Annotated in this window: 9 protein-coding genes; 5 read left to right on the forward strand and 4 right to left on the reverse strand. The window is 38.2% G+C overall.

From position 1 onward, the window contains the following. Positions 1 to 271: 271 nt before the first annotated feature. Together ppc and argE are read right to left on the reverse strand one after the other, a co-directional pair. A complete protein-coding gene (ppc, locus tag GQR44_RS19145) occupies positions 272 to 2,914 on the reverse strand; it encodes a phosphoenolpyruvate carboxylase (RefSeq protein WP_166373295.1) in 2,643 nt (880 codons plus the stop codon). 164 nt (positions 2,915 to 3,078) lie between these two features. Continuing rightward, positions 3,079 to 4,224, reverse strand: a complete 1,146-nt coding sequence (gene argE, locus GQR44_RS19150) for an acetylornithine deacetylase (RefSeq protein WP_166373297.1) — start codon at positions 4,222 to 4,224, stop codon at positions 3,079 to 3,081. 671 nt (positions 4,225 to 4,895) lie between these two features. On the opposite strand from argE, the gene argC reads away from it, so the two are divergent. From argC to argH, 5 genes are all read left to right on the forward strand, one after another. After that, positions 4,896 to 5,906: an N-acetyl-gamma-glutamyl-phosphate reductase gene (gene argC / locus GQR44_RS19155; protein ID WP_166373299.1), complete on the forward strand. Its 1,011-nt coding sequence runs from the start codon at positions 4,896 to 4,898 to the stop codon at positions 5,904 to 5,906. A gap of 12 nt (positions 5,907 to 5,918) precedes the next feature. After that, positions 5,919 to 6,704, forward strand: a complete 786-nt coding sequence (gene argB, locus GQR44_RS19160) for an acetylglutamate kinase (RefSeq protein WP_166373301.1) — start codon at positions 5,919 to 5,921, stop codon at positions 6,702 to 6,704. A 20-nt stretch (positions 6,705 to 6,724) separates the two neighbouring features. Next, the gene (locus tag GQR44_RS19165) at positions 6,725 to 7,633 is read left to right on the forward strand and encodes an ornithine carbamoyltransferase (RefSeq protein ID WP_166373303.1); all 909 of its coding nucleotides are present in this window, start codon (positions 6,725 to 6,727) and stop codon (positions 7,631 to 7,633) included. Positions 7,634 to 7,660: 27 nt separating this feature from the next. Further along, positions 7,661 to 8,869 (forward strand): argininosuccinate synthase, encoded by a 1,209-nt coding sequence (locus tag GQR44_RS19170; RefSeq protein WP_166373305.1) that lies wholly within the window; start codon positions 7,661 to 7,663, stop codon positions 8,867 to 8,869. A 161-nt stretch (positions 8,870 to 9,030) separates the two neighbouring features. Beyond that, complete coding sequence (argH, locus tag GQR44_RS19175; protein ID WP_166373307.1) at positions 9,031 to 10,911, forward strand: argininosuccinate lyase; 1,881 nt, start codon at positions 9,031 to 9,033, stop codon at positions 10,909 to 10,911. A 279-nt stretch (positions 10,912 to 11,190) separates the two neighbouring features. Here the strand turns inward: argH and GQR44_RS19180 are convergent, their stop codons facing one another. Continuing rightward, on the reverse strand, positions 11,191 to 11,982 hold the full coding sequence (locus GQR44_RS19180; RefSeq protein ID WP_166373309.1) for a 2OG-Fe dioxygenase family protein: 792 nt from the start codon (positions 11,980 to 11,982) through the stop codon (positions 11,191 to 11,193). Positions 11,983 to 12,478: 496 nt separating this feature from the next. Next, on the reverse strand, positions 12,479 to 13,024 hold the full coding sequence (locus tag GQR44_RS19185; RefSeq protein WP_166373311.1) for a gamma carbonic anhydrase family protein: 546 nt from the start codon (positions 13,022 to 13,024) through the stop codon (positions 12,479 to 12,481). Positions 13,025 to 13,556 lie beyond the last annotated feature (532 nt).

Genomic DNA, 13,556 nt, shown 5'->3' on the forward strand with positions numbered 1-13,556 from the left:
AAATAAGGAGTTTCAATAATTGGACAGTGTGATGGTTATTTGAACTATATGAAAAAATATACCGATATAGCTAGGTGTCGTTTGAATTTATTAATGTTTGAAGGTGTTGTTTAAATATAAGGGTGCGGGACTTAAAATGAATATTAGAGCGATATGATCAGCGTTGAGGGTAATGAACCCCTCTTTATTGATTGTATAAATACAATAATAAAGAGGGGTAAATATTACTAGTTACTGGCTACTATGACCAGTTGCTATGTAAGCCTAGTGATTAACCTGTATTACGTAAACCAGCCGCGATACCTGCAATAGTAACCATTAACGCTTGGTCAATATCTGGGTTAATCGTTTCATTTTTCTCACACGAACGTGAACGAGACAATAACTCAGCTTGCAACATATTTAGTGGATCAACATACGGGTTACGTAGTTTGATTGACTCTTTTATCCAAGGTTGTTCTTGCATTAACTGGTGATCTGGAATGGTTTCTAAAACCGTTTCGCGAGTTAATTTCAGGTTCTCACGTAGGCGTTCACCTAAAGGCCATAACTCTTTTGGTACTAAACGTTCTTCATAAAACTTAGTTAACTCTTCATCAGCTTTCATGAATACCATTTCAAACATTTCTAAACGAGTATGGAAGAAAGGCCAGTTAACATACATTTCTTGTAATAGGTCTTTTTTACCTTCATCGAGTAATGTTTTAAGTGATGTACCTGCGCCTAACCATGCTGGCAACATCAAACGGTTTTGACTCCAAGCAAAAATCCATGGAATTGCACGTAAACTTTCAACGCCACCGTTAGGCTTACGCTTAGCGGGGCGGCTACCCAAAGCTAATTTTCCTAACTCTAACTCTGGTGTCACGCTGCGGAAATAAGGCACAAAGTCAGGCTCATCACGTACAAAGTGGCGATACTCTTCACATGACTGCTCTGCAAATTGTTGCATTACATCTCGCCATTCTTGTTTTGGTGCTGGTGGTGGCAGCAAGTTAGCTTCTAAAATAGCGGCGGTATAAAGGTTCAAACTGTGTACCGCTACTTTTGGTAAGCCAAACTTAAAGCGGATCATCTCGCCTTGCTCTGTTACACGTAATCCACCTTTTAAAGAACCTGGAGGTTGTGACAATAATGCTTGTTGTGCTGGTGCACCGCCACGACCAATTGTGCCGCCACGGCCGTGGAACAATACTAATTGAATATCATTTTGCTCACTGATTTTAATCAATGCTTCTTGCGAGGTGTATTGCGCCCAGTTAGCCGCCATTACGCCTGCATCTTTCGCTGAATCAGAATAACCAATCATGACATGTTGCTCACCGTTAATATAACCACGGTACCAGTCAACTGCATATAAGCGTTTCATAACGTCGGCTGCATTATTCAAATCGTCTAATGTTTCAAATAATGGAGCAACAGGAATACGGAATGGACAACCTACTTCTTTTAGTAGCAATTGCACTGCTAGCACATCAGAAGCTTGGCGAGCCATTGAAATAATATAAATGCCTAAGGCTTCAGGGTCAGTTGCTGCAACGACTCTACAAGTATCTAATACTTCTTGAACGTCAGCGGAAGGCTTCCAAGCAGAAGGGATAAGCGGGCGTTTACTATTTAGCTCTTGTAATAAGAAGGCTTGCTTATCTTCTTCATTCCAAGCGTTGTAATCACCAATACCTAGGTAACGTGTTAATTCAGATAAAGTATCTCCATGGCGTTCACCATCTTGACGGATATCTAATTTAACCAGGTTGACACCAAAACAGTTTACACGGCGTAAAATATCTAATAACAAACCGTTCGCAATAGAAGCCATGCCCATATTGATCAGAGAGTTGTAACATAACTCTAATGGCTGTTTAAGCTGCTTAGTTGTGATGATGATATCTTTTGCATTGCTTTCATGGCCTTGCAAGGTTGCGCTTAATGCCGTTAATGTTTCTTTTAATTCGGTACGTAATTTACGTAGGATTGCACGGTAAGGTTCATCAACACCTTCACCCACAATAGCGCGTAAAGCTGGGTCACAGTTATCCATTGATAACTCTTTAGTTAGTTCCTGAATATCTTCAAGGTACAAACTTACAGCGACCCAACGGCTAGTAATTAATACTTCTTTGGTAACTTCGGCCGTTACAAATGGATTACCATCTCGGTCTCCACCCATCCATGAAGTAAATTTAATTGGCGAAGCGTCAAGTGGTAAAGAGATACCTAAACCGTCCTGTAAGGTTTTGTCTAGTTCACGCACATATTGAGGAACAGCTTCCCATAGGCTGTTTTCAATAACCGCAAAGCCCCATTTTGCTTCATCTACAGGTGTTGGGCGGTTTTTACGAATATCATTGGTATGCCAAGCTTGTGTAATTAACTGCTCAAGACGTATTAACAACTGGTCGCGTTCTTTATCTGAGATATCAGTGAGTTCTAAAAGACTTAAACATTGGTTAATAGCACTGTGTTTGTGGATCAAAGTACGACGTGTTATTTCCGTTGGGTGTGCTGTTAGCACCATATCCATTTTTAATTCAGCAACTGTTTTTTGCATCTCTTCTTCTGAGATATCGCTGTTTTTTAATTTTGAGATTAATTGCTGTAGCGGATCAGGTGCACAAACACCAGTATCACAATGGCGAGAAATACCATGGAATTGTTCTGCGATATTCGCTAGATTTAAAAAGTGCGTGAATGCTCGTGCTACTGGTAATAATTCATGGTCACTTAAGTTTGATAACACTTCAATCAAACGCTCGCCATCTTGGTTATTACCTGCGCGAGATGATTTAGAAAGCTGACGAATGTTTTCAATTTTTTCAAGGAATGACTCACCAAGGTGGTCGCTAATACTTTTTCCAAGTAATTGACCTAATAAACTAACATTGCCTCGCAGGTTTGCATATTCTTCTGTCATCGTACTTCCCTATTCCTGTAATAAAATTACAATTTCTTGTCGTAGAACTAAATAAAATACCACAATGAAGAGGCTAGTCAATCTAGCTTCGCTTGCGTTATATATTTATTTTCTTGAAAATAATTTTTTCGTAATTTAATTACGAGAAAATTACGCCTTATATTTTATGAACAATAGTGATGAATAAGTTTTGTTATTACCTCTTGTGTTGGCTTTACAAAGGAGAGATCTAAAAATTCATTCGGTTGGTGTGCTTGAGTAATATGACCTGGGCCGAGGACGATGGTATCGCAGCCTAATGCTTGAATAAATGGTGCTTCAGTACAGTAATTAGCGCTGGTGGCTTTGTTACCAGTATAAATTTCCGCATTATCGATCAAATCTGAATGCAGTGGGCACTGATAAGAGGGGATCGGCTCATGCAAATGGAACATTTCTATACAATTTGGATAGCGTTTTTCAATTTCGGTTAATGCCTCTTTCACCGTAATAAATAATTCATTAGTGGTGACACCAGGAATAGGGCGCATATCAATATGTAACTCACAGCAACCACAAATACGGTTAGGGCTATCACCACCAGTGATCGCACCAAAGTTGAGTGTCGGGTAAGGCACTTCAAAGTGTGGATTGTTATATTTTTCTTTGAAAGTTTGCTGCACTTTCTTAAGTTCAGACAATACTAAATGCATTACTTCAATCGCATTCAAGCCTTTATCCGGATCTGAGCTATGGCCACTTTTACCGGTAATACGGATCCCTTCAGACATATGCCCCTTATGCATAGTCACCGGTACCATGCCTGTCGGCTCACCAATCACAGCATAATCAGGTTTAAAATGTTTTTGCTCGGAGATCTGTTGAGCACCAGACATGGTAGTTTCTTCATCTGCAGTCGCTAAAATACGTAGCGGTTTAGTGAGTTTTTCACGGTCGATTGTTTTTAATGCTTCTATAACAAAAGCAAAAAAACCTTTCATATCGATAGTACCTAAACCATATAAACGGTTGTCTTTTTCTACCACTTGGAATGGATCCGTCTGCCACTTACCTTCATCATAAGGCACGGTATCGGTATGGCCAGCAAGCAATAAGCCACCGTCACCTGAACCCAGTGTTGCTACTAAGTTAAACTTGCCTGGTGCTGCTTTTACTTCAGTGATCTCGGTACTAAAGCCGAGGTCAGTTAACCATTCTGCAAGTTGATTGATCACGGCAACGTTACTTTGGTCCCATGCACTATCTGTGGAACTAATGGAAGGTAGTTTGATAAGGCCTTTATATAAGTCGATGAAAGCTGGTAATGACATACTGTTCCTTAATATTGAGCCTAAGCTCATTGTATTAACTCACTGTTCCACTGTTGTGGCTAAAATAAATGATTTATTAATAGGAAAATCACTTATTTTATTGATACAAGATCACACTCTCAATACAACGAGTTATAAAGATGATGTTTATTAATGAATAGACCTACTTTGGTATATTCTGTGTTTACTACAATTTTTTACATTACTCTGTGGTGGTTCTAAATATTTAAGAATTTTTATTTTATGCCTGAATGTGCGTAATATTAAAGCTATTTTTATGCTCATAAAAAAATAACTAATTGGCTTACTTTTTATCTTTTATCCAACGCAAGCAACTTTATCATTTTATTCGAGCTGTAAAACACAGGCTCGATTAGCTGTAGCACGCCAATAATCAACTGAAAATGACTTTTAGATACAAAGTTTTAAAAAATAAATGTATTTATATTCAATTGCTTACATTTTCTTTTTGAGTGATTTTTAGAAGTCGAAATAAGCAAATTATTACAAGCAAGAAGCAATTTAACATCTTTTAAATATTTATTCACATTTATTGAATAAATAGTCACTTTGATTTAGAGTATAGCTTTATATCAAGTGACTCTACCTTTATACTGTTACTCGAGTTTATTTATCACATATTAAGTCAGTAATTAATCAGGAATTTTTTTATGTTAAAAGCGATTGTAGTGGGAGCTAGTGGTTACACGGGAGCAGAATTAGCGACGTTTTTAACGCGCCACCCAAGTATCGAATTATCTGGGTTATATGTTTCTGAAGGTAGCTTAGATAAGGGTAAAAAAATCTCCGATTTATACGGCAATTTACGCGGTTGCGTAGATTTACCACTACAACCTCTCGGTGTGAGTGGCATTAAAGCTGCTTGTGAAAATATAGACATCGTTATTTTGGCAACAGCACATGAAGTCAGCCATGACTTAGCGCCATTATTTTTAGCTGAAAATACTGTGGTATTTGATTTATCTGGTGCATTCCGTGTGCAATCGGCTGGATTTTATGAAAAGTATTATGGTTTTACGCATCAATACCCTGAGTTATTAGCACAAGCCGTTTATGGTTTGGCTGAGTGGAATGCTGAGCAAGTGAAAAAGACTGACTTAATCGCTGTTCCGGGATGTTATACAACTGCATCATTAACCGCATTAAAGCCATTGTTTGAAGCGGGATTAATTAAATCAGGTATCAAACCAACGATTAATGCTACTAGTGGTGTTAGTGGTGCAGGCCGTAAAGCCAATGTAGCGAGTAGTTTTTGTGAAGTGAGCTTACAGCCTTACGGTGTATTCACACATCGTCATAAACCAGAAATTGATCAACACTTGGGTACAAACGTAGTCTTCACGCCACATTTAGGTAGTTTTAAACGTGGTATTTTAGCGAGTATCAATGTGGTTGTGAATGAAGGTGTGACTAAACAACAAATAGATCAAGCTTATCAAACTGCTTATGCAGATAAACCGATTGTGCGTTTAATGGAAGGGTCTTTTCCTGCGCTTAAAAATGTAGTCGGTACGCCTTTTTGTGATTTAGGTTGGGCGCTTGATGGCGAAGATTTAGTCGTATTTAGTGCTATTGATAACTTACTTAAAGGTGCTTCATCACAGGCGATGCAATGCATTAATTTACGTTTTGGTTTTGATATTACGACTTCTATTTTATAAAACGGATCCTCAATGACACAATCACAACAAAAACCGCTACTTATTAAGTTAGGCGGAGCAGTACTAGAAAACAATCAAGCATTGTCTAATTTATTTACCGCGCTGACAGAATATTTGGCAATACAACAACGCCCATTATTGTTAGTGCATGGTGGTGGTGTGATTGTGGAAGATGTGCTTAATAAAATGAACATCAAAAGTGAAAAGAAAAATGGTTTACGTATTACACCATTTGATCAAATTCCATATGTTGCAGGTGCACTTGCAGGTACATCAAATAAATTATTGATGGCAAAAGCATTACAAGCAGGTTTGTCGGCGGTGGGATTATCATTAGCTGATGGCTTTAGCTGCTCGGTGAAGCAGATGGATCCGGACTTAGGTGCAGTGGGAGTATGTAGCCCTAATAATCCAAAACTTATTAATAGCTTGCTAGGTAATGGTTTCTTACCAGTTATCTCATCGATCGCGATAGGTGAGGATGGTAATCTTTATAATGTTAATGCAGACCAAGCTGCGATTGCTATTTGTGAGCTGGTGGGCGCTGAACTTGTATTTTTATCCGATGTGGATGGAGTATGGGACGCACAGAAACAGGTTATTCCTGAGTTAAATACACAACTAGCTGATACACTTATTGCTGAAAATGTGATTCAAGATGGAATGGCTGTCAAAGTAAAAGCTGCATTACAAGCCGCCGATGAATTAGGTTATGTAATGTTAGCAAGTTGGAAAAATCCAGAGAATTTAGTGTCATTGCTTGCAGGTAAAGCAGTGGGTACCAAAGTAATTAAATAAAGAATAAGTAGAGAGTGACAATGGAAAATTTATTAACCGGCATGGAAATGACTCAACAACAAGCATTAGACTTGATTGCATTGGGTAAAGATTTAAAAGCCAATCCAAGTAAATATGCGCAGGCATTAGCCGGTAAAAGCGTTGTTACTTTATTTGAAAAGCAATCACTACGTACACGTGTTACTTTTGATATTGGTGTTAACAAATTAGGCGGCCATGCCGTTTATTTAGATCAAACGAATGGCGCAATGGGTAGCCGCGAAGATGTGAAAGACTTTGCTGCTAATATTTCGCGTTGGGCAGATTGCATTGTCGCGCGTGTATTTGACCACAACACACTGCTTGAAATGCAGGAGTATGCAAGTGTGCCAGTGATTAATTCTCTGTGTGACTTGTACCATCCGTGTCAAGGCATGGCGGACTTCTTAACCATTGCACAAAACTATGATGATTTAACAAAAGTTAAACTTGCTTATATCGGCGATGGTAACAATGTAACGCATTCATTATTTATTGCCGGCGCTATTTTAGGTGCAACGGTAACGGCTGTTTGCCCACTGGGTCATAGTCCTGATGCGCAAATCATGAAAAAAGCAGAAGAAATTGCAAAACAAACGGGTGCAAAAATTACTGTAACCAATAATATTGATGATATTAAAGGTTATGATGTTGTTTATGGTGACACTTGGTTATCAATGGGCGACGATACACCGTTAGAACAAATTAAAGCTAAATTTATGCCGTACCAAATTAATCAAGACTTACTTGACCAAACCGGTATTAAGCATATTTTACATTGCCAACCAGCGCATCGTGGTTTAGATATCACCTCAGATGTAATGGATGGTCCAGCTTCATTGATTTTTGATCAAGCTGAAAATAGAATGCACATACAAAACGCTATTATGCTTACCTTAATTAATAAATAAATAGATGTAGACGAAAGGAAATAATCAATGAGTAAAGTTAAAAAAGTTGTTCTCGCTTATTCAGGCGGTCTAGATACATCAGCAATCATTCCATGGTTAAAAGAAACTTATGATGATTGTGAAATCGTAGCGTTTTGTGCCGATGTAGGCCAAGGAGCAGAAGAATTAGTTGGTTTGCACGAAAAAGCAATTGCTTCAGGTGCTTCTGAATGTCACATCGTTGACTTGAAAGAAGAATTTGTTAAAGACTACATCTACCCAACAATTGCATCTGGCGCAGTGTATGAAGGTACTTATTTATTAGGTACTTCTATGGCTCGTCCAATCATTGCAAAAGCTCAGGTTGAAGTTGCATTAAAAGTAGGTGCAGATGCCGTTTGTCATGGTTGTACTGGTAAAGGTAATGACCAAATTCGTTTTGAAAGTTGTTTTGCTGCATTAGCACCAGAGCTACGTGTTATTGCACCTTGGCGTGAATGGGATATGGTTTCTCGTGAAGACCTATTGGATTACCTTGCTGAGCGTAATATTGAAACAACGGCTTCAGCAACAAAAATCTACAGCCGTGATGCAAATGCATGGCACATTTCGCACGAAGGTGGCGAGCTAGAAGACCCATACAACGAACCAAGTAAAGGTGTTTGGACATTAACGGTTGATCCGCTTGATGCACCAAATGAACCAGAATACGTAACGTTAAAAGTTGAAAATGCACGTGTTACTGAAGTAGATGGTGTTGCTTTGTCTCCTTACGATGCGTTAATGGTATTGAATGAAAAAGCCGCAGCACATGGTGTGGGCCGTATCGATATCACTGAAAACCGTACAGTAGGTATGAAGTCTCGTGGTTGTTATGAAACGCCAGGAGGTACTGTGATGGTGACTGCACTTCGTGGTATTGATGAATTAGTACACGACAAACCTTCTCGTCGCTGGCGTGATCAAGTGGGCCAAGAATTTGCTCACTTAGTGTATGACGGTCGTTGGTTTACACCACTTTGTGGTTCTTTATTAGCGGCGTCTGAGTCACTAGCAAAAGATGCAAACGGTGAAGTAGTTGTACGTCTATATAAAGGACAAGCAACAGCAGTTAAGAAACGTTCTCCAAATAGTCTTTACTCTGAAGAGTTTGCTACATTTGGTGATGATAACGTTTATGACCAAAAACATGCTGAAGGTTTCATCCGTTTATATTCACTGTCTAGCCGCATTCGTAAGCTAAACAGTAACAAATAAACAAAATATGTTATAAAATTCCTGCCCTCGGTTATCGAGAGCAGGAATTTCTATTTATAAGCGTTTTTAAAAACCAGTGCGTTTATAAATAGAAGTGAAATTAATAGTAATCCCTTAACAAATGGATTTGGCATGATTGCCAAGTCAGAATGGAGTAACAAATGGCACTATGGGGCGGACGTTTTAGCCAAGCGGCAGACGTAAAATTTAAATTATTTAATGATTCCTTGAAGTTTGACTACCGTTTAGCTGAACAGGATATTATTGGCTCAATAGCATGGTCAAAAGCGTTGTTAGCGGTAAATGTATTAACTTCTGATGAACAAATTAGTATTGATAAAAGCTTAAATGAATTGCTAGTTTCAGTACAAGCCAACCCAGAGCAAGTATTACAATCTGACGCCGAAGATATCCATTCTTGGGTTGAAGGGCAATTAATCAATAAAGTCGGTGATTTAGGTAAAAAATTACACACAGGTCGTAGCCGAAATGACCAAGTTGCTACAGATTTGAAATTATGGTGTAAAAAAACCGCACAAGAGTTAATTGTTCACCTTAATACATTAGAAGCTAAGTTGATTGAATTAGCGCGTATTCATCAATCTGTTGTCTTACCAGGTTATACGCATCTACAACGTGCTCAGCCAGTGACATTTTCACATTGGTGTTTAGCTTATTTAGAAATGTTAGAGCGTGACCATAGCCGTTTAGAAGATTGTATTGATCGCATGGATACTTGCCCATTAGGCAGTGGTGCATTAGCCGGTACTGGTTATCCGATGGATAGAACAGCATTAGCACATTCGCTAGGTTTTAAACGCGCAACACGCAATAGTTTAGATTCAGTGTCAGACCGTGACCACGTTGTTGAATTGATGAGTTGTGCAACATTATCAATGGTACATCTATCACGTATGGCTGAAGATTTAATTTTCTATAATAGTGGTGAGTCTGGTTTTATTGAAATGTCAGATCAAGTGACATCAGGTTCGTCATTAATGCCACAAAAGAAAAATCCAGATGCAATGGAATTGATTCGTGGTAAGTCTGGACGTGTATTTGGTTCATTAGCCGGTATGTTAATGACATTAAAAGCGTTACCACTTGCGTATAACAAAGATATGCAAGAAGACAAAGAAGGTCTATTTGACGCATTAGATACATGGGGTGACTGCTTAGAAATGGGCGCAATGGCGTTAACAAATCTTAAAGTCAATGAAGAACGTACTAAAGAAGCTGCACAGGGTGGTTACTCAAATGCAACTGAATTGGCCGACTATTTAGTTGCCAAAGGGATCCCTTTCCGTGAAGCACACCATATCGTAGGTGTTGCCGTGGTAGCAGCGATCGAAAAAGGCGTACCATTAGAAGATTTAACCGTTGCAGAGTTTAAGCAATTCTCTAGTGTGATTGAAGATGATGTTTATCCAACCTTAACATTAGAAGCAACTTTAGCTGCGCGTACCGCATTAGGTGGCGTTGCACCGCATCAAGTGGAATTTGCATTAACAGAAGCTGAGCAACGTTTATCTAAACGTGGCAAGTCAGGCATTGTTATTAGAACTGCAAATGTTGAAGATATAGACCGTATTGAGTCAATGGTTAATTACTGGGCCGAGAAAGGTGAAAACTTACCACGTGATAAATCAGATTTAGCAAAATCAATTGATGAGTTTGTTGTCACTGAACTAGACGGAATAGTAGCAGGTTGTGGATCTGTCCACATTTATGACACAGGTTTAGCTGAAATTCGTTCAATAGGAATCGAACCTGGTTATGAAGGCCGTGGCCAAGGTAGTGCGTTGGTTGAGCTATTAGTGAAAAAATCAGAAAACTTAGCGATTAAACGTTTATTTGTATTAACGCGTATGCCAGATTTCTTTATGAAACTAGGCTTTAGTCCAGAAAGCAAAGCGACTATGCCAGAAAAAGTCCTAAAAGATTGTGCTATGTTTGTCAGTGAACATGCCAATAGTGAAAAAGCGCTCGAGTTAAACTATAAAACTAGTATGTTACTACACAAAGAAATGAGCAAAAACTAAAATTAAGACTCTGCAAATCCTGTAAATAAAGGTGTGTTTCGATTATTTGAATCTAAGTAATGAAACACACCTTATTATTTATATATAAGTTGTGATTAACTGCCACCTGTCCGAAATCCTACCAAACTAGCTATTCATTGATCTATTCCGTGAATTTTCGTCCCTTTTTAACAATGCCTCGTATATCCAATGTTGGCTGAAGTTGCATGTTAAATGAAAGACGCTAAAGCACTTGTACCAATTCTATTAAACAAGTTCAGTTAATTAGTGTGATGGGTATTAACCATTATCAAGCACTGCATCCGCAAAATGTTGACGTAAAATACGATTTTGAAAAGTATCGTTAAAACGTGCATTTATGATAATAATGAAGCGCTCAAAGGAATGTTGTTGATCAAGTGCTTGTACAGAAGAGATATGGTGAAAAACTTCATCATCTTGAATATGTAGTATTTCACCAGGGGCTAATGTCGTTTTTGAAATGACCTGCTCACCTGCTTTATCTTTATAAATAGTATTAACTCCTCCCGTCACGTTATCTCTATTAAGTACAAGAATACTTAAGAACTTACTACCATCTTGATGAATGCCTTGACCTTGTAAAGGATCTAATGACTGCTTTCCTTTAACACCTGTGATTTGCATAAGGATCGGCTCGTTTGGATCAATACGCCAAAGTCCCGCCCAAGCCTTAACAAATTCTTGTACATCATCACGCGCTAAGAAATTTTTATCGAGTGCGGGATAATGCCGTAATTTATTCGCCATTGTATCGGCATCGTTATAAGCCCCCCCTTGTGCCATCGGACAATTATCTAATACTTTAAGCTCGCTGCTTTCATTGAAATAAAGCCAAGACATACTTTTCCAACGTGTTTCAACATAAGGGTCCTTTGGTAGAACATCTAAATAAGACTGCCATTCAGTTAGGTTTATCTGCTCACTGATACAGGTTTTACTCCAACATTGTTTATCAATATCTTGCCTAACATGGACTGGCCAAAAAGGGAGTTTGGCTAACAAAGGCGGCATGCTTGGATTTTGCACATAATCAACGTTTATATTTTTCATTGTATTTCCTTTTATGAATAGTTTTTAAAGAAAGAAGTCAGAAGCTATTGATCTTCTAACGGGACAAAAGGTATAGCCTCATTGTCTGGGTATCAATTTAAGTATTCATTTAGAGGAGGAAGATAAAAAATTGTTTAACGTAAACGGTGAGATTTATTTAATTTAATGGGGACGGTTTGATCGCACTTTAATTGATGAGCGTTGTATGTTCGCTGATTGGAGTTGTTGTAAAAGGGGGAACAAGTTAGAAAAGTTTATTTACTATTAATCCCGGTTGTTATGCACTGATTGGTATTAATGACTTGATCTGGAGCCTTATAAATTCTGCTATAGAATTCAAACATGCAGTTAAAAAGAATAGATAGTTGAAAAGAGTAGATAGATAAATAGATGATTAGACGAATAGGTAGTTAGATGAGCAGTACATAGCTTATTCTTAAAAGCCGCTGTACTGCTATTTAATAGATAACGAAGTATTTATTGCTGCTGATGGCGGTTATGCAGAAGTTTCTTCAAGATACTCATTTTTTAAATTAACGTAATGACTGGCAGAGCGTTTTAAAAAAGCAAATTCAGCTTCAGTTAAAGCACGTGCAGCTTTTGCAGGAGAACCTACATATAAAAAACCAGAAGCTAACACTTTATTTGGGGGCACTAAGGAGCCTGCTGCAAGGATCACTTCATTTTCAATATGAGCACCATCTAATACAATCGCACCCATACCAATTAAAACACGATCGCCTATAGTACATGCATGTAACATTGCTTTATGGCCAACCGTGACGTCTTCACCAATATTCAGGGAGTAACCATCAACGGTTGCTTCACCTTTTCTAGCCACATGTAGAATGGAGCCGTCCTGAATATTAGTACGAGCACCCACATAGATAGAATTAACATCACCACGTAAAACACACATCGGCCAGATATTCACGTCATCTGCCAAGTGAACATCACCGATTATGGAAGAAAATGGGTCAATATAAACAGCATTACCAATTGTAGGATAGATATTCTTATAAGGACGTAGTGTAGGAAACATAATAAACCTTCTTGATCGACATAATAAAAGGCCACTATACGACACAAAAGTGTGGATAACAAAATCAAAATTGTGGATAACTTGTGTTCAAAGTAGGTATAAAAATTAATTGCAATAAATCGCAATAAAACACTTGCCAATGTGATCTCAATCCCTATAATGCGACCCCACAGACACGGGGTGTAGCGCAAGTTACTCAACGAGTTTGAGAATAATTTTTAACGTATTAACGCTTCGTGGTTCGCTTCGAAATTAAGTTAAATTAAAACGTTGACAATGTTCGAAAGGCGCGTAGTATACGCCGCCTAGCCGAGAGGCACGCTCTTTAACAATTTAATCAAACAATCTGTGTGAGCACTTGTTGTTGATGTGATTTCAAAAAATCAAAGTCCTACTTGTTAGGCAACATCAATAATAGTGACACACGAAATAATTCATTTACATTGAAAGATTTATCTTTCAATGAATAACGAAGCGAATGAACTTGTTCAATCGCAGTTATTTCAGAATAATAAATTGTTAGTTTCTTATA

This window comes from Psychromonas sp. SA13A, from assembly GCF_011378715.1.
GTDB lineage: Bacteria > Pseudomonadota > Gammaproteobacteria > Enterobacterales > Psychromonadaceae > Psychromonas.

Bases quoted from the DNA above. Each gene is read 5' to 3' on its own strand.
- ppc (WP_166373295.1), bottom strand. From the start codon at position 2,914: ATGACAGAAGAATATGCAAACCTGCGAGGCAATGTTAGTTTATTAGGT.
- GQR44_RS19180 (WP_166373309.1), bottom strand. From the start codon at position 11,982: ATGAAAAATATAAACGTTGATTATGTGCAAAATCCAAGCATGCCGCCT.
- argC (WP_166373299.1), top strand. From the start codon at position 4,896: ATGTTAAAAGCGATTGTAGTGGGAGCTAGTGGTTACACGGGAGCAGAA.
- GQR44_RS19185 (WP_166373311.1), bottom strand. From the start codon at position 13,024: ATGTTTCCTACACTACGTCCTTATAAGAATATCTATCCTACAATTGGT.
- argB (WP_166373301.1), top strand. From the start codon at position 5,919: ATGACACAATCACAACAAAAACCGCTACTTATTAAGTTAGGCGGAGCA.
- argH (WP_166373307.1), top strand. From the start codon at position 9,031: ATGGCACTATGGGGCGGACGTTTTAGCCAAGCGGCAGACGTAAAATTT.
- GQR44_RS19165 (WP_166373303.1), top strand. From the start codon at position 6,725: ATGGAAAATTTATTAACCGGCATGGAAATGACTCAACAACAAGCATTA.
- argE (WP_166373297.1), bottom strand. From the start codon at position 4,224: ATGTCATTACCAGCTTTCATCGACTTATATAAAGGCCTTATCAAACTA.
- GQR44_RS19170 (WP_166373305.1), top strand. From the start codon at position 7,661: ATGAGTAAAGTTAAAAAAGTTGTTCTCGCTTATTCAGGCGGTCTAGAT.